Annotated in this window: 20 protein-coding genes; 10 read left to right on the forward strand and 10 right to left on the reverse strand. The window is 74.2% G+C overall.

Annotation, left to right across the window (positions count from 1 at the left end; genetic code table 11):
* Window positions 1-102 precede the first annotated feature (102 nt).
* Window positions 103-1407, reverse strand: a complete 1305-nt coding sequence (locus tag ACBJ32_RS02085) for an FAD-binding oxidoreductase (RefSeq protein ID WP_375125131.1) — start codon at window positions 1405-1407, stop codon at window positions 103-105.
* Between the two features lie 47 nt (window positions 1408-1454).
* On the opposite strand from ACBJ32_RS02085, the gene ACBJ32_RS02090 reads away from it, so the two are divergent.
* Window positions 1455-2873 carry a PLP-dependent aminotransferase family protein gene (locus ACBJ32_RS02090; protein WP_375125132.1) on the forward strand — a complete coding sequence of 473 codons (1419 nt, stop codon included), beginning with the start codon at window positions 1455-1457 and terminating at the stop codon, window positions 2871-2873.
* A gap of 9 nt (window positions 2874-2882) precedes the next feature.
* Here ACBJ32_RS02090 and ACBJ32_RS02095 read toward each other — a convergent pair whose 3' ends face one another.
* A complete protein-coding gene (locus ACBJ32_RS02095; protein WP_375125133.1) occupies window positions 2883-4703 on the reverse strand; it encodes a protein kinase in 1821 nt (606 codons plus the stop codon).
* Window positions 4704-4816: 113 nt separating this feature from the next.
* Entirely contained in the window at window positions 4817-5557 is a 741-nt protein-coding gene (locus ACBJ32_RS02100) for an SDR family NAD(P)-dependent oxidoreductase (protein ID WP_375125134.1), read from the reverse strand.
* A 109-nt stretch (window positions 5558-5666) separates the two neighbouring features.
* Here ACBJ32_RS02100 and ACBJ32_RS02105 point away from each other — a divergent pair, with 109 nt between their 5' ends.
* Window positions 5667-6320 (forward strand): TetR/AcrR family transcriptional regulator, encoded by a 654-nt coding sequence (locus ACBJ32_RS02105; protein ID WP_375125135.1) that lies wholly within the window; start codon window positions 5667-5669, stop codon window positions 6318-6320.
* A 4-nt stretch (window positions 6321-6324) separates the two neighbouring features.
* Here the strand turns inward: ACBJ32_RS02105 and ACBJ32_RS02110 are convergent, their stop codons facing one another.
* From ACBJ32_RS02110 to ACBJ32_RS02120, 3 genes are read right to left on the reverse strand one after another with little or no spacing between them, the layout of a single operon-like run.
* Complete coding sequence (locus ACBJ32_RS02110) at window positions 6325-7119, reverse strand: ABC transporter permease (protein WP_375125136.1); 795 nt, start codon at window positions 7117-7119, stop codon at window positions 6325-6327.
* A complete protein-coding gene (locus tag ACBJ32_RS02115; RefSeq protein ID WP_375125137.1) occupies window positions 7116-8078 on the reverse strand; it encodes an ABC transporter permease in 963 nt (320 codons plus the stop codon). Before ACBJ32_RS02115 ends, ACBJ32_RS02110 begins: the two co-directional genes overlap by 4 nt.
* Window positions 8075-9622: an ABC transporter substrate-binding protein gene (locus ACBJ32_RS02120; protein WP_375125138.1), complete on the reverse strand. Its 1548-nt coding sequence runs from the start codon at window positions 9620-9622 to the stop codon at window positions 8075-8077. Before ACBJ32_RS02120 ends, ACBJ32_RS02115 begins: the two co-directional genes overlap by 4 nt.
* A 138-nt stretch (window positions 9623-9760) precedes the next feature.
* Here ACBJ32_RS02120 and ACBJ32_RS02125 point away from each other — a divergent pair, with 138 nt between their 5' ends.
* Genes ACBJ32_RS02125 through ACBJ32_RS02140 form a run of 4 tightly spaced genes read left to right on the forward strand, consistent with a single transcriptional unit; the run spans window position 9761 to window position 13804 of the window.
* Complete coding sequence (locus ACBJ32_RS02125; protein WP_375125955.1) at window positions 9761-10816, forward strand: FecCD family ABC transporter permease; 1056 nt, start codon at window positions 9761-9763, stop codon at window positions 10814-10816.
* Complete coding sequence (locus ACBJ32_RS02130; protein ID WP_375125139.1) at window positions 10816-11613, forward strand: ABC transporter ATP-binding protein; 798 nt, start codon at window positions 10816-10818, stop codon at window positions 11611-11613. The genes ACBJ32_RS02125 and ACBJ32_RS02130 overlap by 1 nt, the downstream gene beginning before the upstream one ends.
* Window positions 11610-12590, forward strand: coding sequence for an ABC transporter substrate-binding protein (locus tag ACBJ32_RS02135; RefSeq protein WP_375125140.1), 981 nt, complete (start codon window positions 11610-11612; stop codon window positions 12588-12590). The genes ACBJ32_RS02130 and ACBJ32_RS02135 overlap by 4 nt, the downstream gene beginning before the upstream one ends.
* The gene (locus tag ACBJ32_RS02140; protein ID WP_375125141.1) at window positions 12587-13804 is read left to right on the forward strand and encodes an MFS transporter; all 1218 of its coding nucleotides are present in this window, start codon (window positions 12587-12589) and stop codon (window positions 13802-13804) included. Before ACBJ32_RS02135 ends, ACBJ32_RS02140 begins: the two co-directional genes overlap by 4 nt.
* A 193-nt stretch (window positions 13805-13997) precedes the next feature.
* On the opposite strand, the gene ACBJ32_RS02145 is transcribed toward ACBJ32_RS02140, so the two are convergent.
* The gene (locus ACBJ32_RS02145; RefSeq protein ID WP_375125142.1) at window positions 13998-14180 is read right to left on the reverse strand and encodes a hypothetical protein; all 183 of its coding nucleotides are present in this window, start codon (window positions 14178-14180) and stop codon (window positions 13998-14000) included.
* A 142-nt stretch (window positions 14181-14322) separates the two neighbouring features.
* On the opposite strand from ACBJ32_RS02145, the gene ACBJ32_RS02150 reads away from it, so the two are divergent.
* Together ACBJ32_RS02150 and sigJ are read left to right on the forward strand one after the other, a co-directional pair.
* Window positions 14323-15066: an SDR family NAD(P)-dependent oxidoreductase gene (locus ACBJ32_RS02150; protein ID WP_375125143.1), complete on the forward strand. Its 744-nt coding sequence runs from the start codon at window positions 14323-14325 to the stop codon at window positions 15064-15066.
* A gap of 43 nt (window positions 15067-15109) precedes the next feature.
* Window positions 15110-16072 carry an RNA polymerase sigma factor SigJ gene (gene sigJ, locus ACBJ32_RS02155; protein WP_375125144.1) on the forward strand — a complete coding sequence of 321 codons (963 nt, stop codon included), beginning with the start codon at window positions 15110-15112 and terminating at the stop codon, window positions 16070-16072.
* A gap of 81 nt (window positions 16073-16153) precedes the next feature.
* Here the strand turns inward: sigJ and ACBJ32_RS02160 are convergent, their stop codons facing one another.
* Window positions 16154-16648 carry a hypothetical protein gene (locus tag ACBJ32_RS02160; protein ID WP_375125145.1) on the reverse strand — a complete coding sequence of 165 codons (495 nt, stop codon included), beginning with the start codon at window positions 16646-16648 and terminating at the stop codon, window positions 16154-16156.
* The gene (locus tag ACBJ32_RS02165; RefSeq protein WP_375125146.1) at window positions 16645-16821 is read right to left on the reverse strand and encodes a hypothetical protein; all 177 of its coding nucleotides are present in this window, start codon (window positions 16819-16821) and stop codon (window positions 16645-16647) included. The genes ACBJ32_RS02160 and ACBJ32_RS02165 overlap by 4 nt, the downstream gene beginning before the upstream one ends.
* Before the next feature lie 86 nt (window positions 16822-16907).
* Between ACBJ32_RS02165 and ACBJ32_RS02170 the strand changes: the two genes are divergently transcribed.
* The gene (locus ACBJ32_RS02170; protein ID WP_375125147.1) at window positions 16908-17690 is read left to right on the forward strand and encodes an SDR family NAD(P)-dependent oxidoreductase; all 783 of its coding nucleotides are present in this window, start codon (window positions 16908-16910) and stop codon (window positions 17688-17690) included.
* Between the two features lie 106 nt (window positions 17691-17796).
* Window positions 17797-19218, forward strand: a complete 1422-nt coding sequence (locus ACBJ32_RS02175; RefSeq protein ID WP_375125148.1) for a pyridoxal phosphate-dependent decarboxylase family protein — start codon at window positions 17797-17799, stop codon at window positions 19216-19218.
* Between the two features lie 82 nt (window positions 19219-19300).
* Here ACBJ32_RS02175 and ACBJ32_RS02180 read toward each other — a convergent pair whose 3' ends face one another.
* The gene (locus ACBJ32_RS02180; RefSeq protein WP_375125149.1) at window positions 19301-22636 is read right to left on the reverse strand and encodes a family 16 glycoside hydrolase; all 3336 of its coding nucleotides are present in this window, start codon (window positions 22634-22636) and stop codon (window positions 19301-19303) included.
* Between the last annotated feature and the right edge of the window lie 57 nt (window positions 22637-22693).

A 22693-nucleotide genomic window follows, 5' to 3' on the forward strand; every position in this document is an offset into this window, starting at 1 on the left:
GTGCTTCGAGCCGGGAGGGTCGCCGAGGTGGGCCAGCCGGGTGCCTTGCCGGGGTGCGCCCAGCCGGGAGGGCTGCCGAGGTACGCCGAGGGAGGGTGGCCTTCAGTCGCTCACGGGAAAGTTGGAGCGGAAGACGTTGTGCGGGTCATGGTGGTGCTTGATCGCGCGCAGCCGGGCCAGGGCGGCGGGGGCGAAGGCGTCGGCCGCCGTCTCGGCGGGGTTGAGGAAGGTGAACGGCTTGCGCCCGCTGACGGGCAGGGCCTCGGCGAGGCCGCGCTGCCTGGCGGCGACGGCCGCGGCGGTACGCGGGTCGGCGGGGATGCCGAACAGGTAGAGCGCGTACGGCTCGGTCAGCGGCCCCTGCGGGGTGTCGGACGGCCGGGTGAACGCGCCGCCCAGGTGCCGGACCTGCACGCTGAGCAGCGGGGCGATCGGGTCGGCGAGCAGGGTCTTGGCCGCCGCGTCGTCCAGCTCGGTCAGCAGCTCGGCCCGCGAGAGGCCGGGGCCGGGATCGGTGGGCTCGGCGGTGATGCCGCCGAGCTCGGAGACCGCCATGACCCGCCTGCTGTCGGACAGCGGCCGGGCCAGCCGGTCCAGCGGGGCCAGCAGGTCGCGGGCCGCGTCCTGGCCGCCGAGGTACGTGGCGTCCACGGCCACCATGGGGGCCGAGCCGGGGAAGTGCAGCAGGTCCAGCCAGACCGTCAGCTCCTCAGGCGCGGCGGCGGTGATCTGCCGGTAGGCGTCCATGACCGCGGGGGCGTGCTCCGCCTGCCACAGGACCCGGCCGCCGAACAGGCGCGGCGCGGGATGCAGGCTCAGCTCGAGCGAGGTGACGACGGCGAAGTCGCCGCCCCCTCCGCGCAGCGCCCAGAACAGGTCGGGGTCGGAGGCCGCGGTGACGTGCCGCTGCCGCCCTTCCGCGTCCACCACGTCGAACGCGGTGACCGCGTCGGCCACCCAGCCGTGGGCGCGGCCGAACCAGCTCAGCCCGCCGCCGAGCGCCACCCCCGCCACGCTGACCACCGGGGAGCTTCCAGGCAGCCCGGTCAGGCCGTGCGCGGCGGCGGCCGCCTGCACGCGTCCGGACGGCACGCCCGCGCCGACCCTGGCCCGGCGGGCCGCCGCATCGATCTCCAAGGTGTCCAGCCGGCCGGTGCGCAGCAGGATGGTGCCCGCAGCGCGGCCGGAGGCGCCGTGCCCGTTCGGCTGGACGGCGACGCCCAGGCCGGCCGAGCGGGCGTAACGGACGAGCGCGGCCACGTCGCCGGCGTCGGCGGCCTCGACCACGGCCGCGACGGGCTGCTCGACGGCCAGGTTCCAGGGGCGGTGGGCGGTGTCGAAGCCGGTGTCGCCCGGCAGCAGGACACGGCCGCGGACGGCGGAGCGCAAGGTGTTCATAGCGTTCATGACCCCAACGCTATGGCAGTAAAAGACCAGATATAGGGTGCATTTCTGTGGCGGATTCGTGGGTCAATCTGGCGGAGCGGCTCGGCAGTGACCTGCACCTGGAGCTGGCGGGTCCCGGCAGCCGGCGCGCCGTGCTCACCCGCGCGCTGCGCGAGGCCGTACGGGACGGGCGGCTGGCCCCCGGCACCCGGCTGCCGCCCTACCGCTCCCTGGCAGCCGACCTCGGCCTCGCCCGCAACACCGTCGCCGACGCCTATGCGGACCTGGTCGCCGAGGGCTGGCTGGTCGCCAAGCAGGGCTCCGGCACCCGGGTGGCGTCCCGTGCCGAGCCGGCCCGGCAGCCGCGCGTGCCGGGGAAGCGCCCCGCGCGCCCGGCCCCGCCGGCCCACGACCTCAGGCAGGGCCAGCCCGACGCCGCCTCCTTCCCCCGCTCGGACTGGCTGGCCGCCGCCCGCCGCGCGCTGAACGCCGCGCCGAACGAGGCCTTCGGCCCCGGCGACCCGCAAGGCCGCCCCGAGCTGCGCCGGGCGCTGGCCGAGTACCTGGCGCGGGCCCGTGGCGTGCGCGCCACGCCGGACCGGATCGTGATCTGCTCCGGCTTCGCGCACGCGCTGCGGCTGCTCTTCGGCGGCCGGGTGCTGCGCGGCCCGCTGGCCGTGGAGTCCTACGGGCTCGCCTTCCACCGCTCCGTCCTGGCGGCGGCCTCCGTCCGCACGGTCCCGCTCACGCTCGACGAGCACGGCGCCCGTACGGCCGAGCTGGGCGGCCTCCAGGGAGTCCGGGCGGCACTGCTCACCCCGGCACACCAGTTCCCGACCGGGGGACCCCTGCACGCGGAGCGCCGCGTCGCCGCGGTGGACTGGGCCCGCTCCTGCGGTGGCCTGATCCTGGAGGACGACTACGACGGCGAGTTCCGCTACGACCGCGAGCCCGTCGGCGCGGTCCAGGGTCTCGACCCCGAGCGGGTCGTCTACCTGGGCTCGACCAGCAAGAGCCTCTCACCGGGGCTGCGGCTGGGCTGGATGGTGCTGCCCGAGCGCCTGCTCGCCCCCGTCCTCGCGGCCAAGGGCGAGCGGGAGGCCTGGGCGAGCGTGACGGACCAGCTCACGCTCGCCGACTTCATCGACTCCGGCCACTACGACAGGCACGTCCGCCGCATGCGCCAGCGCTACCGCGCCCGACGCGACCGCCTGGTCGCCACCCTTGCCGCCCGGGCCCCGCACATCGCCACGACCGGCATCGCCGCCGGGCTGCACGCGGTGCTGCACCTGCCGCCGGGGACCGAGCGGTCCGTCGTCGAGGCCGCGGCCCGGCAGTCGATCGCCCTGGACGGCCTCGCCGGCTACCGCCACCCGGCCGCCGTCATGCCCGCCTTCGACGGGCTGGTCGTCGGCTACGCCACCCCGCCCGACCACGGGTACGGGCCCGCGCTCGAAGCGCTGTGCCGCGTCCTCCCGCCCGCCTGAGCGCGGCGGTCACCAGCGGACCCAGGGGCTCTCGGCGCCGCCGCCCCAGGTCGAGCCGCCCGCCGCCCGCCACCGCTGGCGGACGTCGGTCTTGGCGCCGGTGCGCGGGGGCGACATCGTGAACGGGCCGCACACCGCCACGCCTCCCGTGCTCGGCGGGGCGACGCCGGTGCAGATGAACGGCTGGGAGAGGTTCGTGTCGGCGTCGGTGTCGTAGAGCTGCACGTGGATGTCGGACCGTACGGAGGCGGACCCCCTGATCTGGCCCTTGAGGTGGATGGTGTCGCCGGCCACGGCCATGCAGGGCGACATCTCGACGCCGCCGGCCAAGGCGAGCCAGTCCCGGCAGCGCCAGACCGGCGCCGGCTCCTCGGACGGCGGCGCCTCGCCGTCGTCCGGCGTCTCCACCGTGGGGGACGACTTCACCGGCTTGGGCGTGCGAACCCGGCGCGTGGGCGGGGCGGTCGAGACCGGAGGGGTGGACGGGGCCGGGTCGACCGTCTTCGGCTTGTCCGCAGGCTCGTCGCGTTTCTCGAGGTCCTTCGGTGACGGGGTGCTGGTGGCCGGGGTGGGGGTCACGACCGGCCGGTTCGCCGCCTCACCGGAGGGCTGCGCCGACGCGGCGGCGGGTGCCGCGTCCGCGTCCGGTGTCCGCCACGGGGCGCCGACGGCCACCGCCGTGCCGGTGAGGACCAGCGCCGCGGCGGCGGTCGCGGCGATGACCAGGCGCTGCCGCGACCGGCCGCGCCTGGCCGAGGTCCGCGTCTCGTCGCCGTCGGACGGAACCGCGCCCGTCCCCTGCGGCCGGGCGGGCGGCGGCGGAGGGGCAGGGTGCGACGGCGAGGCGAGCGACGGCGTGGCGGGCGACGGCGGGGCTGGGTGTGACGGCGAGGCGGGTGACGGCGAGGCGGGTGACGGCGGGGTGGGGTGCGGGTTCGTGGCGGGCAGGGGCTCGGACGTGGCGGAGACGGCTTCGGACCGGGGGACCGGCGGCAGGGCGGGCAGGCCGGCCAGCGACGGGGCCGCCTCCTTAAGCGCCGCCGCCACCGCAGGGGCGCCGGGGCGTACGGCCGGGTCCTTGGCGGCGCAGGCCGCGATGAGCGCCCACAAGGGGTCGGGCATGCCGGGGAGCCGGCGGGGCGCGGCCGCGGCGTGCTGGCGCAGCAGCGCCATCGGGTGGTCGCCGACGAACGGGGGACGCCCGGCGAGCAGCTCGTACAGGATCAGGCCGAGGGCGTACACGTCCACGGCCGCGCCGGCGGCGGCGCCGTCGGCCACCTCGGGGGCCAGGTAGGCGGGGGTGCCGATGACCGCGCTGGTCTGGGTGAGGCCGGGGCCGTGGACGATGCGGGCGACGCCGAAGTCCGTCAGCCGCGCCTGGCCCGTGACCCCGTCGAGCAGGACGTTGCCCGGCTTGACGTCCCGGTGCACGACGCCGATCGCGTGCGCGACCGCCAGCGCGTCGGCGACCTGGCTCATCAGCCCGGCCGCCTCCCCGGGAGGCAGCGTGCCGCGCTGCCGGAGCAGGCCGCGCAGGTCCCCGCCCTCGACGAGGTCCATGACCAGGGCGAGGCGCTCTCCCTCGATGACGAAGTCGCGGACCGTGACGATGTGGGGGTGGCGCAGGGTGCGCATCACGTTGCGCTCCTGCACGAACCGCAGGACCAGGTCGGGGTCCCCGGCCAGCCCGTCGCGCAGCAGCTTGACCGCCACGATCTCCCCCGTGTCGCGCTGCCGCGCCCGCCACACCGTCCCCATCGCGCCGCCGCCGATCTCCTCCAGCAGCACGTACCGGCTGCCCAGAGCCGACTCGGACCCGCCCTGAGCCATCAGTGGTGATCCCCCCTCCGCCATGTGGAGATCAACAATAGCCAGGCGGGCCGGACGGCAGGAAGATCACGAGTGGCGAGCCGGCCGTCCCGGCCGTTCCCGGCCGTTCCCGTTCAGGCCCGGGTCTGGTCCGTCGGCCGGATGAGCAGCTCGTTGACCGCGACGTGCTCCGGCTGGGTGACCGCGTACAGGACGGCGGCGGCGATGTCCTCGGGCCGCAGGGTGCGCATGGAATCGGCCATCTCCCGCGCGGCGGCGCGCATCGCGGGATCGGTGCTGTGGCCGGCCAGCTCGGTGGCGACGAAGCCGGGCTCGACGACCACGACGCGCACGCCCCGCGCGGTCACCTCCTGCCGCAGCGCCTCGGAGAAGGCGGTGATGCCGAACTTCGTCGCGGCGTAGACGCCGCTGTAGGCCGAGGCGGTCCGGCCCGAGGTCGAGGAGACCTGCAGGACGATGCCCCTGCTCTCCAGCAGGTGCGGCAGGGCCGCGTGGACGGTGTACATCGACCCGAGCAGGTTGGTCTCCACCATGCGCGTCCACTCCGTGGTGTCCGCGCCCGCGATCGGGCCGCTGAGCATCACCCCGGCGTTGTTCACCAGGATGTCCAGGGCGCCGAAGCGCTCGGCGGTCTGCGCGACGGCGGCCCGTACCGACTCCTGGTCGGTCACGTCGAGCTCGAGGGCGAGCATCTCGCCGGGCGCCTGGTCCGCCAGGAGCTTCAGCCGGTCGGCGCGCCGGGCGCCGATCGCGACGCGGGCCCCCGCCGCAGACAGGGTCAGCGCGGTGGCCTCCCCGATGCCCGAGGACGCTCCGGTGACGAGGGCGACCTTGCCCTTCAACGTGGTGTTCACGAGTGTGTTCTCCCTAGCAACTAAGCGGACCGGTCGGTCACCTTCAGCGTAACGCAAGAAACGGACCGCTCGGTCATGTTGCGCTAAGCTGAGGGCGGAAGGGAGACGCATGGCTGGGACGACGTCCGGAGGCTCGTCGCGCAGCGACGCGGTGCGCAACCGCCGGCTGCTGCTGGACGCCGCGGCGGCGATGTTCGCCGAGCGCGGCGTCGAGGTGTCCATCGGTGAGATCGCGCAGCGGGCAGGGGTGGGGAAGGGCACGGTCTTCCGGCACTTCTCCTCCAAGGACGAGCTGCTGGCGGCGATCATGCTCGGCCTGCTCGGCGAGCTCGCCGACACCGGCGGCGCGCTGCTCGCGGCCGACGACGCCGGCCTGGCGCTGCGCCGGTTCATGACCGCCTGCGTGGAGACCTTCGTCAGGGACCGGGCGTTCTGCGAGACCGTCGGGCGCCCGTCCTTGCAGCACGCGCAGGTGCGGCAGGCCATCCATCGCCTCTGCGAGGTCGCGGAGGCGCTCACCGCCCGCGCCCGCCAGGAGGGCGCCGTCCGTCCTGACATCACCGGCATCGACGTCGTCCTGCTGGTGAGCGGCATCCAGCACACGGCGGAGCCGCTGCTCGGCGCCGAGCCCGAGGCGTGGCGCCGCTACCTGGAGCTGGCCATCGACGGCATCACCGCCGGCACGGGGCGGGCGCTCCCGCACCCGCCTCCACGCCACCTCCCCCTGGCCGAGGGCGGTGAGGGAGCCGGGGAGGAAGCCTGAGGCGCTACGGCTCCACTCCCTGACGCTCCAGGCCCTGGCGGTGGTCCGCCACGAGCGCGGCGGCCAGCCCGGTGACGGCGAGGGCGAGGGCGGGCACGACCGCGAGGCGGGGCGCGGTGACCAGCAGGGCGGTGGCCTCGCTCACCATGCCGCCCCAGTCGGCGCCGGGCGGCAGCCCGACACCGAGGAAGCCGAGCGAGGTGACGGCGATCAGCGTCCGGGCGAAGTCCGCGGTGGCGACGGTCAGGACGGGCCCGGCCAGGTGCGGGCCGATGGTGCGGCGCAGCAGGTAGAGCGGGGACGCGCCGATGGCCCGTACGGCCAGCACGTGATCGGCGCCGGCCACCCGCCGGGTCGCCGTGTGGGCGACCAGGCCGCAGCTCACCCAGCCGAGCGGCACGAGCGCGGCCAGCACGGTGACGTACCCGGGCCGCAGCACGCCTGCCAGCGCGAGCGCCAGCGTGAGCCCGGGCAGGGCGAGGGCCACGGTGGCGGCGAAGCGCAGCAGCCGGCCGGTCACCCCGCCCGCCAGCCCGGCCACCGCCCCGGCGACCGTGCCGAGCGCCGTGGTGACCGCGGTGATGGCGAACGCGACCAGCAGGGAGGTGCGGCCCGCCACGGCCGTCCTGGTGAGGAGGTCCCGGCCGAGCTGGTCGGTGCCCAGCCAGTGCCCGGGGCCGGGCGGCAGCAGGGCGCGCCCCAGATCCGGCAGGTACGGGTCGTACCCGGTCAGCATCGGCGCGAACAGGCAGAACAGCACGACCAGCACGAGGACGCCGGCACCGGCACGGCCCCTCATCGGCGGCCCCCGGGCGAGGCGGCGGGCCGGCCACGCGCGCCCAGCCGCGGGTCCAGGGCCGACAGGCACAGCTCGGTCACCGCCAGGAGCAGGACCGTCGCGACCGCGACGACCAGCACGTACGCCTGCACGACCGGCACGTCCCGCTGCCTGATCGCCGCCACGGCGAGCTGCCCCACGCCGGGCCAGGCGAACAGCGTCTCCACCACCACGGCGCCGGCCAGCAGCTCCGCCAGCACCAGGCTCACGGCGGTGACCGCGTTCGGCGCGGCCACGCGCAGCGCGTGCACGACGACCGTACGCCGGCGCCGCAGCCCCTTGACGGTGGCGAGCCTGGCGAACGGCAGCCGCAGCGCCCGCACCAGATCGGCCCGCAGCAGCCGCAGCAGCGTGGCGGCGCCGGCCAGGCCGAGGGTGAGCGCGGGCAGCACCACCGCGCCCGGGCCGCCGTCGCCGCCTGTGGGGAGCAGGCGCAGGCCCACCGCCACCACGCTGATCAGCAGGATCCCCACGATGTAGGGAGGAACGCCGCCGATCGCCACCGTCACGAGCGCCAGGACGCGGCTGTCGAGGGCCCGCGGCCGGAACGCGGCCATGAGGGCGGCGAGCAACGCGAGCCCCGCCGCGACCGCCGCCGCCGCGACCGCCAGCCGCAGCGTGGCCGGCAACCGCGCCAGGATCTCGGCCGCCACGGGGGAGCGGTCGACGTAGGACCGGCCCAGGTCGCCGCGCAGCGCGCCCAGCAGCCACCGCAGGTACCGGCTGAACAGCGGCTGGTCGAGCCCCAGCTCCGCGCGGAGCGCCGCGACCCCGGCCGCCGTCGGCTGGATGCCGCCGCGGCGCAGGATCTCCTCGGCGGGGTCGCCGGGCGCGAGCGAGGTCAGCAGGAAGACGAGCACCGACAGCACCAGGAGCACGAGCAGGAGCTCGGCGACGCGCCGCAGGACGATGACGGTCACTTCCTGGGCGCCAGCCTGCCCAGATCGGTCACGTGGGCTACGTTCTGCGTCACGCCGCTGACCTCGGTGGTCGTGACGACGGGGTTGTCCTGGTAGGCCAGCGCGATCATCGGCCGGTCGGCCGCCAGCAGCCGCTGGATCCGGCGGTAGAGGTCGCGGCGGTCGGCCGGGTCCGTTCGCGTCGCGGCCCGGTCCACCAGCTCGTCGAACCCGGCGCTGCGGTAGCCGAGCCGGCGCTCGACGTTCCAGGACGCGTCCGAGCGCAGGAACCGGCGGAACAGGTAGTCGGCGTCGGCGTTCGGCACGCTGTACGCGCTGAGGAAGACGTCGTAGTCCCCGGCCTCCATCACGGACTTCGTGGCCTCGGCCACGGTCACCCTCGCCGGCAGGCCCGCCTGCTCGAAGGAGGCGCGCAGCACCTCGGCGACGTCGGTGTAGGGGAACTGGCCGGTCTCGGCCGAGGAGATCAGGATGGTGACGGGCTCCGACGGCGGCCCCGCGGCGGCCACCAGCTCGCGGGCCCTGCCGGGGTCGTACGCGGCGGCGATGCCCGGGTCGGCGAGGTCGCCGAAGACCGGAGACAGGAAGCCCGCGCCCGGCGTGGCCGTGCCGGCGAGCAGCGTGCCGGCGATGGCCCGCCGGTCGACGGCCAGGTCGGCCGCCTCGCGCAGGCGCGGGTCGGAGAACGGCTCGCGGGAGGCGTTGAAGGTCAGGTAGTGCGTCAGCGCCGAAGGGCTGCGCACCACCTGGAAGCGGCTGTCGGCGGCGACCGCGGCGACCTGGCCCGGCAGCAGCGCGCCCTTGTCGATCAGCCCGTCCACCTCGCCGGCCCGTAACGCGGCGACGCGGGCGTTGGCGTCCGGGATCACCCTGACCACGATCGTGTCGTAGGCGGGGGCGGCGCCGTGGTAGTGCGGGTTGGCGGCGAGCACGGCCTGCTGCCCCTCGGTCCAGCTCGCCAGCGTGTACGGCCCCGTGCCGATCGGCTTGCCGGCGAAGGCGCCCGAGGCGGCGAACGCCTTCGGCGACTGGACCATGCTGTAGAAGCCGGCCAGCCTGCCCGGCAGGTCGGCCACGCCCTCCTTCAGGACGAACACCACCTTGCCGCCCTCGGCGCGGACGTCGCCGAGCTTGCCGTACGCCGCCTCCATCCCCGCGTCGAGGCTGAAGAAGGCCGACTGCCGGGGCGCGATCCGCAGGAACCGCTCGACGTTGGCCACCACCGACTCGGCGGTCAGCGGCGTGCCGTCGCTGAACCGCACGCCCTCGCGCAGCGTGAACGTCCAGCGCCGCCCCTCGTCGGCGGCGGCCCAGGACGCGGCCAGGGCCGGGACGGGCCGCAGCTTGTCGTCCACGGTCACCAGCGGCTCCCAGATCCGTAACGTCTGGTGGGCGTAGTACGGGTCCTCGGGGCCCGCGACGAGGTCGCGCGGGGCGGCCAGGGTGAGCCGGCTCCCGCCCTGCCCGCCGGGCTCCTGGCCGCCGCATCCCCACAGGGCCGCCGCCAGAAGTGCCATCACGATCATCGCGGCTCGTCTTCGCACCTGATCTCCTGCCGACATCCGGATCTCGTACGCAAACGATAACCGTCTTCATGCCGTTCGGGGAGATCATGGGGCTTTTGTGGTGATACGGTCTGCCTTCGGAAATGATTCTCATTTTCTGGAGGGTCCTTGAGAACGATGCCCGAGCCGCCGCCCGCCATGACGTTCGCGATGCCGCTGATCGTCACCCTGCTGGCCGGCGTCCTCGCGCTGTCGGTGCTGCTGGCGATCGGCCTGGGCGCCGCCGCCGTGCCGCCGGGGGAGACGCTGCGCTTCCTGTGGGCCGCCGTGACCGGCGGCTCGATCACGGCCGAGGAGGTCACCGCCTACCAGATCATCTGGCAGGTGCGGACGCCGCGCGTGCTGCTGGCGGTCCTGGTGGGGGCCGGGCTCAGCGTCGTCGGCGTGGCGATCCAGGCGATGGTGCGCAACGCGCTGGCCGATCCGTACGTCCTGGGCGTGTCGTCGGGGGCGTCGGCCGGGGCGGTGCTGGTCAGCGTCACGGGCGCGCTGACCGCCCTGGGGATCTACGCGGTCTCGGCCGGCGCGTTCCTCGGCGCGCTGCTCGTCTCCGCCCTGGTCTACCTGGCCTCGCGCGGCGCCGGTGGCCTCACGCCGCTGAGGCTGGTGCTCACCGGCGTGGCGATGGCCTTCGGTTTCCAGGCGGTGATGAGCCTGATCGTGTACTTCGTCCCGGACGGCGAGTCGACGAGCACGGTGCTGTTCTGGTCGATGGGCGGCTTCGGCGCGGCCACGTGGGGAGCGCTGCCCGTCGTGGCGGTCGTCACCGCCGTCACCGTCGTGGCGCTGCGCCGCTTCGCGCGCAGCCTGGACGTGCTCGCCCTGGGCGACGAGACGTCGGTGAGCCTGGGCGTGGACACGGTCAGGCTCCGCAAGGGCCTGTTCGTGCTGACGTCGCTGGCCACCGGCGCCATGGTGGCGGTCAGCGGCGCGATCGGCTTCGTCGGTCTGGTGATGCCGCACCTGGTGCGGCTGTGGACGGGGGCGGCGCACGTACGCGTGCTGACGATCGCGCCCCTGGCCGGGGCGATCTTCATGGTGTGGGCCGACCTGGTGGCCAGGACCCTGGTGGCGCCGCGCGAGCTGCCGCTGGGCGTGATCACCGCGCTGGTGGGCGTGCCGGTCTTCGTCGTCCTGCTGCGCCGCCGCGGCTACCTGTTCGGCGGACGCTGATGGCCCGGCTGCTGCTGGAGGAGCTGACGGTGTCCATCGGCGGCGCCCCGATCGTCAAGGACCTGGCGCTCGCGGTCGAGGCGGGACAGGTGGTGGGGCTGATCGGGCCCAACGGCTCGGGCAAGACCACGGCCCTGCGGTGCGTGTACCGGGCGCTGCGGCCGACGGGCGGCGCGGTCTGGATCGACGGCGAGGACCTGTCGCGGATGCCGCTGCGCGACAGCGCCCGCAGGATCGCCGCCCTCACCCAGGAGGGGAGGGCGGACCTGGACTTCACGGTCGAGGAGGTCGTCGCCCTCGGCCGCGCCCCGCACCTGCGCGGCAACCAGGCGCTCAGCGCCCGCGAGCGCCAGCTGTGCCGTCAGGCCATGGCGCAGATGGAGGTGCTGCACCTGGCCGGGCGCGGCGTGCTGTCGTTGTCCGGCGGGGAACGCCAGCGCGTCCTGGTCGCCCGGGCGCTCGTCCAGGAGCCGCAGGTGCTGGTGCTCGACGAGCCGACCAACCATCTCGACCTGCACCACCAGATCCGCCTGCTGTCGATGCTCAAAGGCTCCGGGCTGAGCGTGCTGGTCACCCTGCACGACCTCAACCTCGCCGCCTCCGCCTGCGACCGGCTGGCGGTGCTGTCGCACGGCACCCTCGTCGCGTGCGGCCCGCCCGCGGAGGTCCTCACCGAGGAACTGCTGCGCGAGGCGTTCGGCGTCGAGGCGAGCGTCGTCCCCCATCCGCTGACCGGAACTCCGCAGGTGCTCTACGGCCTGGGCACGGTCACGACGTTGAAAGGAACCCCCGAGTGAAGACACCTACCCTCGCCGTGCTCCTGGCGGGCACGCTCCTGCTCTCCGGATGCGGCGCGCAGGTGGAGGGCGGCGCCGCCGCCGCGCGCACGGTGACGGTCAAGAGATGCGGCGAGGACGTCCGGTACACCACGCCCCGCCGCGCGGTCGTCTACGAGGGCGGCAGCGCCGACAAGCTGTTCGCCCTCGGCCTCACCCAGCACGTGCACGGCTACGTCATGCCGCCGGCCAACCCCCCGGTCGGGGAATCCCCCTGGGCCGCCGAGTACGCCAAGGTCAAGTTCCTCAGCGACGACCTGCTCAACCGGGAGCTGGTCGTGGACGCCAAGGCCGACTTCGTGGTCGCCGGCTGGCGCTCCGGCTTCAGCGACCAGCGCGGCATCACCCCGGCCATCCTCGACGGCCTGAAGATCCAGAGCTTCATGCACACCGAGTCGTGCTTCAACTACCCCGGCTTCCCCGAACGCGTCACACCGTTCGAAGCCCTCTACACCGACCTCGAACGCCTCGGCAGGATCTTCGGCGTCGAGGACAGGGCCCGGGCCCTGATCGCCGGCTACCGCAAGCGCGTCGAGGCGGTCCAGGCCCAGGCCCCGAAGGGCGACCCGACCCCCGTCTTCCTCTACGACTCGGGCACGGACAAGCCGTTCACCGCGGGCAGCCAGGTGCCGCCCAGCGACATCATCCGCTTCGCCGGCGGCCGCAACATCTTCGGTGACCTGGACGCCCGCTGGAGCGAGGTCACCTGGGAGGCCGTCGTGCAGGCCAAGCCGGAGGTCATCATCATCCTCGACTACGGCGACAAGCCCGCCGAGGAGAAGATCAAGTTCCTGAAGGAGTTCCCCACCACCAGCAAGCTGCCGGCCGTCGTCAACGACCGCTTCCACATCCTCGACTACAACGAGGGCATCAGCGGCCCGCGCAACATCGACGGCCTGGAAGGGTTCGCGAAATACCTGCGTGAACTGCAGAAATGACCGGCAGGGAGACGTCGCCGGCCGGGGCGGGGCCGATCCTGCGCGACAGGCGGTTCGTCCGGCTGTGGTGCGGCACCACCGCCTCGGGCCTGGCGACCTGGGCGCTGCCCTTCGTGCTGGGGCTCGCCGTGCTGGACCGCACCCTCACCGCCGCAGGACTCGGCATCGTGCTGGCCACCCGCACCATCGGCTTCCTCGCCGCGGTGCCGATCAGCGGGGTCCTGGCCGACCGGTACTCGCGCCGGGCCGTGGTGTTGTGGGCCGGGCTGGCCGCCGCGCTCGCCACCCCGTTCATCGCGCTCGGGCTCGGCCGCTCGGTGCCGCTCATGGCCGTGGCGGCGGCGGTGGCCGGGGCCGGTCAGGGGGCGTGCCGGCCCGCGTTCCAGGCGCTCACCGCGGAGGTGGTCGACGCCGGCCGCCGCCGGCGGGCCAACGCCGCCATGACGCTGGCCGTGCGCGTCACCACGCTGGTGGCGCCGGCGGGCACGGCGTTGCTGGCGGCCGTCCTGGACACCTGGTGGTTGCTGGTCGGCACCGGGGTGCTGTGGGTGGTCGCGGCGCTGCTGCCGCCCCGGGGCCTGCGCGCCCCGGCACGGGCGGCGGCGGGCGCGCGGTTCTTCGGGGAGTTCGGCGAGGGCGTGCGTGAAGCGCGCAGGCACCCGTGGTTCCTGGCCGGCCTGGGCGCGCTGGCCGCCGTCATCTTCACCGGCTACTCGGCCACCGGCGTGGCGCTCCCGCTGGTCAGCCGCGACCGCTACGGCACCGAGGCGGTGCTGGCGGCGGCGCTCACCGCCTACACCCTCGGCGCGCTGGCCGGCGCGCTGCTCGTGGCCCGCTGGACGCCGCGCGCTCAGGGCTGGGCCGCCCTGGCGGGCCTGGCCCTGTACGGCTTCGCGCCGCTCAGCCTGCTGCTGCCGGCGCACCCGGCCCTGGTGTTCGCCGCCTACGCGCTGGCCGGGCTGGGCATCGAGCTGTTCAACGTGCCCTGGTTCACCGCCACGCAGCGCGAGGTGGAGCCGCGCCTGCTCGCCCGCGTCTCCTCGCTCGACTTCCTCGTCTCCTACGGCCTGGCCCCTGTCGGCCTCGCCCTCCTCGCCCCGGCCATCGACACCTTCGGCCTGCAGCCGGTCCTGGCCGGGTGCGCGCTGGTGTGCTTCCTCGCGCCGGCCGCGGCGGCCCTGGTGCCCAGCAGCCGCGGCTTCTCGCGCCGATGAGACGCTTCCCGCCTGTGGGACGCCGGACGCGCGATGGGTCGCCCGGCTCCTCAGCGCCTGCCCTGCACGACCGCCACGACGGCGACGGCCGCGAGGACGAGCACCCCGAGGAACGCCGGCACTCTCGCACCGGAACCGCTGACTGCCATCGCAAGCCTCCGGCTCATCGTCGCGGGCAGGGATCTCCCCGTGATCATAAGCGGAGCGGGCCGAGGGCGCGGCCGGTCGCATCATGCGCGCAGCCGGCGGCCGCCATCGCGCCGAAGCCGTCCTGCACCGAGGCGACCGTGCCGTTGTGGAAGTGGGGCTGCATGTCGGTGGAGCTGACCGTGAGGCTGTCCGGGTGCGCGGGCCCGGCCTCGACCAGCTTGCGCATGACGCTGCCTGACGGACGGGTGCGGCCGGGGGAGCGGATCGCGTCAAGGCGCTGCCGGTGCCGCAGCCGCGGCGACCGGCCGGTGGTGTGTCGTCGGTCACACCGTGTCACACCCCGGGGGAGCGTTCCGTCTTCAGAGGGCATGACGAACACGGAACGGACCTCGGTGCTGATCACCGGAGGCAACAAGGGTCTCGGCCTCGAGGCGGCCCGGCGGCTCGGCGAGCTGGGCTGGACGATCTTTCTCGGCTCGCGGGACGAGGGCCGCGGGCGGGCGGCCGCCGGCAAGCTGGCCGCCGGTGGCGCGAACGTGGTCATGGTCCCGCTCGACGTGACCTCCGACGAGTCGGTGGCCGCCGCGGAACGGCTCGTCCGCGAGCACACCGACCGGCTGGACGTGCTGATCAACAACGCCGGCGCGCCCGGCAGGGCCGTCGCGCCCGCGCAGGCGACGGTCGAGGAGATCCACGCCGTCTACGACACCAACGTGTACGGGCCGATCAGGGTCACGCACGCGTTCCTGCCCCTGCTGCGGGCCTCGGACCACCCGCGGGTGGTGATGGTGTCCAGCGCCGTCGGCGCCTTCTCCGTCGTGACCGACCCCGAGCAGGCCGCCTCGAAGTTCCACGAGCTCGCCTACACCTCCTCGAAGACGGCGCTGAACATGATCACCCTCCGGTACGCCCAGGCGCTCCCGGACATCAAGTTCAACCTCGCCACCCCCGGCGAGGTCGCCAACCACAAGTTCGCCGCCACCGACATGAACAACCACACCGGCGAGCTGACGGTCACCGAGGGCACCGACTCGATCGTCAGGCTCGCGACGCTCGGCCCCGACGGGCCGACCGGGATCTTCGTCGACCGCCTCGGCCCCATCGCCTGGTGACCGGCGAGGGGCTGAGGCGCCTTCGATACTCTGGCGCCCACCGATGAGCACGCGAGCCGAGGAGTGGAAGCCCGTGTCCGGAGCGGGGGATGAGACGGGCGCGAACGCGTACCGGCCGCTGCTGTTCTCCATCGCGTACGGGATGACGGGATCCGTGGGCGACGCCGAGGACATCGTGCAGGACGCCTTCCTCGGCCTGACCAGGGCGCGCCAGGCGGGCACCGTGATCGCCGACCAGAAGGCGTACCTGACGACGGCGGTGACGAGGCTCGGCATCGACCACCTGAGGTCGGCGAGGGTACGGCGGGAGACGTACGTGGGGGACTGGCTGCCCGAGCCGGTCGTCGCGCCTGCCGGCGGGCCCGGGCCGGCCGAGCACGCCGAGCTGGCCGACTCGCTGTCGATGGCGTTCCTGGTGCTGCTGGAGTCCCTCTCGCCGGTCGAGCGGGCGGTGTTCATGCTGCGCGAGGTGTTCGGGTACGGCTACCCGGACGTGGCGCGCCTCACCGGCAAGACCGAGGTGAACTGCCGGCAGATCTTCGCCCGCGCCCGGCAGCGCGTCGCCGCGGGAGGGCGGGCGCCCGCCGGCCCGCCGCCCCCGGCCCGGCGCGCCCGCGGCGAGGAGCTGGCCCGCAGGTTCTTCGACGCCGCCGCGGGCGGCGACCTGGACGCGCTGCTCGGCATGCTCGCGCCCGACGTCGTCCTCCACGGGGACGGCGGGGGCAAGGCGCAGGCGATCGCGAGACCGGCGACCGACGCGCAGCGCGTCGCGCGGCTGCTCGTCGCAGGACTCCGCCGGGTCGCCGAGCTCGGCGTCTCCTACCAGCCGGCCCGGGTCAACGGCCGGCCGGGCGCCGTCATGTACGACGCGGAGGGTCGCGTGGCCGGCGTGGTCGGGCTCGACATCGCCGGCGGCGTGATCAAGGCGATCCACTCGGTGGTCAATCCCGACAAGCTTCGCCATCTCGGAGAGGTGTCCGATGTGGGGCGCCTGCCGCGGAGCTGACGCGCACGGTCCGGTGCGGCGGCTGCGCGAGGCGGGCATGCCGCCCACCTGCGCCCCGGCCTGCCGCCGGGCCGGCGCGGCTCAGGACGGGACGTCCATGCGCTGCGTGCCGACGACCGACAGCAGGCGCAACGCCTGCTCGGACGGCGAGCCGGGGACGGCGGTGTAGATGACGACCTGCTGGTCCCGGTCGCTGATGTCGAGCACGTCGCAGTTGACGGTGACCGGGCCGACCAGCGGATGCTGGAAGGTCTTGGTCATGACGGGCGCGGCGGCCACGTCGTGCGAGTCCCACAGCCGGGCGAACTCCTCGCTGCCCTCGCGCAGCTCGCGCACCAGCCCGGCCACCTCCGGGTCGCCGAGGTAACGGGCGGCGGCGGCGCGCAGGCGGCCGGCCGACATGCGGGCGAACTCGTCGGCGTCCGACACCCCGTACAGCCGCCGTCCCTGCGGGTGCGGGCCGAGGAAGGCGCGGCGCACCAGGTTGCGCTCGCGCCGCGGCAGGGCGGAGAAGTCCTCCATGAGGGCCGCCGCCAGATCGTTCCAGGCGATCACCTCGATCGTCGCGGACGTCACGATCGCGGCGGCCTGCGGCAGCCGTCGCAGCAGGTCGAGGATGCTCTGGCGGACCTCGCGCGAGGGACCGGGCGCCGGGGCGGGCGGCGCGGCCCGGCAGGCAGCCCCACGTCGGCGGGGGTGATCCGCTCGCGCCTGCTGCGCAGGAAGGCCGCCAGTTCGCGTCTGTCCATACCTCCAGCTTGCACGAGTCAGGAAAGGACAGGCATGTACTGCTGATACCTGGATGAGCACGGGGGAGTGCCGCAGGCTCGATCTCATGCACAACACCGATGACATGTCCATGGGCCTGCTGGCAGGCAAGGTCGCCTTCATCACCGGCGCCGGGCGCGGCATCGGTGCCGCCGCGGCGCGGCTGTTCGCCAGGGAGGGCGCCAGGGTGCTGCTCGCGGCCCGTACGGAGGAGCAGCTCAAGACGGTGACCGAGGAGGTGCGGGCGGCGGGCGGCACCGCGGACTACACGGTCTGCGACCTGGCCGACGCGCGTTCCGTGCGCGCCGCCGTCGATCGCGTCGTGGAGCTGTACGGCCGGCTCGACGTCGCCTTCAACAACGGCGCCACCATCACGCCGCCCGGCCCGGTCGACGAGGTGACCGAGGACGACTTCGACCACCTCTACACCGTCAACCTGCGGGGTCCGTGGCTGGCCATGACCGCCGAGATCGCCGCCATCCGGGCCACCGCCGGCACCGGAGCCATCGTCAACAACTCCAGCGTCGGCAGCCTGATGGGCAACCCCGAGCTGCCCGCCTACGGGGCGATGAAGCGGGCCGTCAACAGCCTCACGGAGTCGGCCGCCATCACGTACGGGCCGGAGGGGATCCGCGTCAACGCGATCGCCCCCGGCGGCACGCTGACCGAGATGATCCGCACGTGGGAGGAGCACTCGCCCGGCCTCGTCGAGCGGCTCACGACCCGCATCCCGCTGGGCCGCACCGCCGACCCCGAGGAGATCGCGCAGGCCGCCGCCTGGCTGCTCAGCGACCGCGCCTCGTACGTGACCGGCACCGTGCTCAGGGTGGACGGCGGCGCCCGAGCCTGACCCGGCGCCCCCGCCCATGTCCAGAGCGGGGGCGGCGGCACGCATCCGCACACCCGCCGTAGTGGTGCGTGCCGGAGCGCGGGCGCGCGGTGCCAGGATACGGATCATGTCCGATGCCAAGCAGTACCCCCTGGAGCCGGGCCCCGCGCAGACGCGTGCCATGGGGGAGGCCGTGCTGGCCCTGGTCCAGCGTTTCCTGGACGAGTTGCCCGAGCTGCCCGCCTTCGACCTCGACGGCGCCGCGCCCCTGGCCGCGGCGCTGCGCGAGCCGGCGCCCGAGCACGGCAGCTCGTTACCCGGCCTGCTGTCCACGGTGCACGCGGCGGCCCGCAGCGGCGCCATCAGCGCCGGGCCCGGCTATCTCGCGTACGTGCCGGGCGGCGGCCTGTACGCGGCCGCGCTCGCCGACTTCCTGGCCGCCGCGCTGAACAAGTACGTCACCGTGTGGCAGCTGGCCCCCGCCTGCGCCCAGATCGAGGCCACGGTCATCGGCTGGCTCCGCGACCTGTTCGGCTACCCGGAGCAGGCGCGCGGCATCCTCACCTCCGGCGGCTCGATGGCCAACTTCTCGGCCGTCGTCACCGCCCGCACCACCCTGCTCGGCGAGAGCTTCCTCGACGGCACCGCGTACGTCACCGACCAGACCCACGCCTCCTGCGCCAAGGCCGCCCTGCTGGCCGGCGTCCCGCGCGACCGCGTACGCGTCGTGCCGGCGCAGGACAGCCTGGCGATGGACCCGCACGCGCTGGCCGCGATGATCGAGGACGACCGGCGCGCCGGGCTGCGGCCCTTCCTCGTGATCGGCAGCGCGGGGACGACGAACACCGGCGCCGTCGACCCGCTGCCCGAGCTCGCCGCCGTCGCCCGCGACGCCGGCGCGTGGTTCCACGTCGACGCCGCCTACGGCGGCCCGTTCCAGCTCACCGAACGCGGCCGGGCCCGGCTGCGCGGCATCGAGCTGGCCGACTCGATCACCATCGACCCGCACAAGGCCATGTTCCTGCCGTACGGGACCGGCGCGCTGCTGGTGCGCGACGGCGCGCGGCTGCGCCAGGCCCACCACGTGGGCGCCGCCTACCTGCAGGACCTCGGCGAGGAGGAGGACATCCCGAACTTCACCGAGTACTCGCCCGAGCTGACCCGCGAGTTCCGCGGCCTGCGGCTGTGGCTGCCGATCAAGCTGCACGGCCTCGCCGCCTTCCGCCAGGCCCTGGACGAGAAGCTGGACCTGGCCGAGCTGGCCTACGAGACGCTGCGCGAGCACGGCTTCGAGGTGCCGTGGCGGCCCACTCTGACCGCCGTGGCCTTCCGCTGGGTGCCCGGGCGCGGCGACGCCGACGCCTTCAACGCCGAGCTGCTGCGCCGCGTGACGGCCCGCGGCCGCGCCCTGCTGTCCAGCACGCGCGTCGGCGGCCGGTACATGATCCGGGTGTGCGTCGTCAGCCACCGCACCCACCGGGACCGGGTCGAGGAGGTCCTCGACGACATCCGCGAGGCCTGCGCCGAGCTGCGGGCGGAGCTGGATTAAGGCGCACCGGGCAGACACCGCCCGGCCGCCTGGTGACGGCAGGCCGCCCCCCTCGCGGGAGGGGACGGCCTGCCTCGGGCGGTCAGGAGACGGGTTCGATCCACACGTTGCGGAAGCGCGGGTTCTCGCCGGCATCGCCGTGATCCTGCAGGCGGATCCCGCCCGCCGCCGCGCTCTCCGGGATGTTGTCGCCCGTGCCGCCGTCGACGGGCACGTCGTCGTGCACCACCACCCCGTTCCAGACGACCGTCACCCTCGCGTCGTCGACCTTCACTCCCGCGCTGGTGTGGCGGGCCGCGCGGAAGGTGATGTCGTAGGTCTGCCACGTGCCCGGGGCGGTGGCCATGTTGCGGCCGGGCGCGCGCTTGGAGTAGATGGCGCCCGCCTCGTCGGCGGCAGGCGTGGTGTCACCGTACGACTCCAGGACCTGCACCTCGTAGCGTTCCTGCAGGAAGACGCCGCTGTTGCCGCGCTGCTGGCCGGTCACGTCCGGCGGGTAGTCCGGCTCGTACCACTCGACGTGGAGCCTGAAGTCGCCGAACGTCCGCCGGGTGCGGATGTCGCCGCCGTACGACTCCATGGAGCCGTTCGCGACCGGCCAGGTCGCCGCCCCGCCCGCCCGCTTCTCCCACGCCGCCAGGCTCGACCCGTCGAACAGCGTGATCCGCTCGGCCTGCGACACCGTGAGATGGTCGAGGCTGAGCTGTCCCGCGTCGCCGGAGTCGTAGCTGTAGGCGATCCTGTTCGAGCCCCGCTTGAGGTCGAGCGTCTCGGTCTGGACGGCCCAGTCGTCCCAGCCGCCGGTGGCCGCCAGCCGGACCTGCCTGACCCTGGTCCCGTTGACGTACACGCTCACCGACGTGCCGGCCGGCGCCGCGTAGCGGAGCCCGACGTTGTGCGGGCCGGGCGAGTCCGCCCGTACGGAGAACGACGTGCTCGCGCCCACGGCCGTGTAGCCGCCGACGAAACCCTTGCCGGTGTAGCCCTGGTGCTCTGTGCTCACCGCCGCGCCACCGCGTAGCGCGGCGTGCTCCGCCTCGAGCACCGGGCGCGCGGCCACGGTGATGGAGTCCAGGTTGACGTTGCCGGCGTCGCCGCTGTCGTAGGTGTAGGCGATGGTGTTGGCGCCCGCCTTCAGCGCGAGCGGCTCGACCCGGGTGGCCCACTGGTCCCACGTCTCCGTCGTGGGCAGCGGCACCTGCCTGACCTTGGTCCCGTTGACGTACACGCTCAGCGACTTGGCGCCGGGCGCGGGGTGCGGGCCGTTGGAGTAGCGCAGGCTCACGTGGTACGTGCCGGCCTCGGCGACCCGCACGGCGAACCGCGTGGACGCCCCCGCCGTCCAGAAGCCGTCGACGAAGCCGCTGCCCGAGTAGCTCAGGTGGTCGGTGTTCAGCTTCGCGCCGCCGCCGGGCGAGGCGCTCTCCGCCTCGTAGGTGGTGTCCGCCGGCCGGCCGCCGACCAGCGAGTTGAGCGTGTACCAGGCTTCGGTGCTCCACAGCGGCCGCCCCGAGGCCGAGGTGAACGGGCGCGGTGAGCGCAGGTGCACCACCCGTCCCGGCTTCAGCCCGGCGAGCTTGAGCGTGACCTTCCTGCCGCCGGCCGTCAGCCTCGCGGAGGTGACGGTCAGCGGCTCCTCGTCCACCTTGGGGCCGCCGTAGGTGGAGGCCGCGACGTACCGCCACTGGGTGGCCTGGTACCTGGCCGCCAGCGACGCGGCGGTCTCCGCCGACAGCGGCTCGGTGTACTCCAGCTCGAAGCCGCCCTCCACCGCGCGCATCCGCAGGATGTCGAACGCCTTGCCCTCGCCCGGCGTCAGCTTCTGCAGGCCGTGGGTGAGCTTGCCCGGCTGGCCCCAGTTGCCGCCCGCGCCCAGGCCGCCGGCGTAGATGGCGCCGTCGGGGCCCAGGCTGATCCGGTTGACCCCCGCCTCCAGCCCCTGCGTGAAGCGGAAGACCGCGCCCTGGTACTCGCCGTTGACCTTCTCCAGGTAGGCCCGCTGGATCCCGCCGTACGTGACGTCGCCGAACAGCACTTGCCCGGCGAACCTGCCCCGCTTCATGACCAGCGGGTTGCTGGGGGAGTTGGCTATCTCGTTGTGCGGCAGCCACAACACGGGCGGGCTGACCGGGTTGCCGTCGAACGGGCCGTCCGGGTTGGTGTAGTGGTTGAAGAACCGGTCCTGCTTGACGTGCACGAGTTTCGAGGCGGGCAGCCAGCCGCCCTGATTGTCCATGACGAACAGCTCACCCTCCGGACCCCAGCCGAGCCCGTTGGGCGTGCGCAGGCCGCCGGCGACGTACTCGACCTTGCCGGTGGCCTTGCTGACCTTGATGGCCGTGCCCCTGTCCCGCGCGGGCTGCGGGTCGGTGGTGGCGCCGCCGTAGTCGATGGCGACGGACAGGTTGATGTAGAAGTGGCCGTCGCGGTAGAGCAGGCCGAAGGCGAACTCGTGGAAGTTGCCGCCGAACGGCCAGGTCGCCACGGTCCTGAGATCGTCGGCGACCTCGTCGCCGTCGGTGTCGTTCAGCTCCACCAGCCGGGACTTCTCCGAGACGTAGAGCTTGCCGTCCACGTACTTGATGCCCATGGGCTCCTGCAGCCCGCCGGCGATCTTCTTGGTGGTCACCCGCTCGGGCGAGGTCTGGCCGGTGACGTTGCCGAGCAGGTGGACCTCGCCGAGCCTGGTCTCCGAACCGCCCCACGTGGCGATCGCCAGCCGGCCGTCGGGCAGCCAGTCCATCGCGCTCACCTGCGGCTCGAAACCGGCCGGGCGCAGGTCGGTGAGCGTGAGATCCGGGTGCACGGACGTCAGGGGCAGCCCGTCGCCGGGGGAGTCGGCGCCGCTCTCGCACTCCTTGCGCCCCGGGGCGGTGACCCTCACCACGTCCGCGTCGGTGCTCAGCACCGAGGCCGGCACCAGGGAGAACGCGGCGGCCCCTGGCGGTTTCCACTCCAGCTTGAGCTGCTGGCCGTACAGGTGCTCGAAGTGGTCGACGCGCAGCGCGTGGTAGCCGGCGGCCAGCGTGATCGTGCCGTCCACGGCGATCGGCCCGTGCCGCCCGTCGTTGGTGATCACGACGGTGTCGCCGATGCGCAGCCGGGAGCCGTCGTCGCTGGTGAGGCGGAACTCGTAGGTGCCGGCGGCGGGGATGGCGATGTTGCCCACGGCCTCGGTGACGAACATGTCGGTCAGGCCGAAGTCCGCGTCGGTGGTCCAGTCGATCGTGGGCATCAGCTTGTCCACGTTCGGGGTCTGGCCGGGCTTGAGCGTGCACAGCTTGGACAGCTCCACCTGCACGTCGTAGGTGCGCAGGGTGATGCCGGGCTCCTGCGGCGGAACCTCGGCGTGTGCCGGGGCGGGCACGACCAGGCAGGTGATGATGAGTAAGAGGGATAACAGGGGTGACGTCCGCATGACCTGTCCCATCTCGGAGAGGGCGCCGCGTTCGGCGTGGGTGGGGGTGCGGCATCG

The sequence above is a fragment of the Nonomuraea sp. GTA35 genome, assembly GCF_041950525.1.
GTDB lineage: Bacteria > Actinomycetota > Actinomycetes > Streptosporangiales > Streptosporangiaceae > Nonomuraea.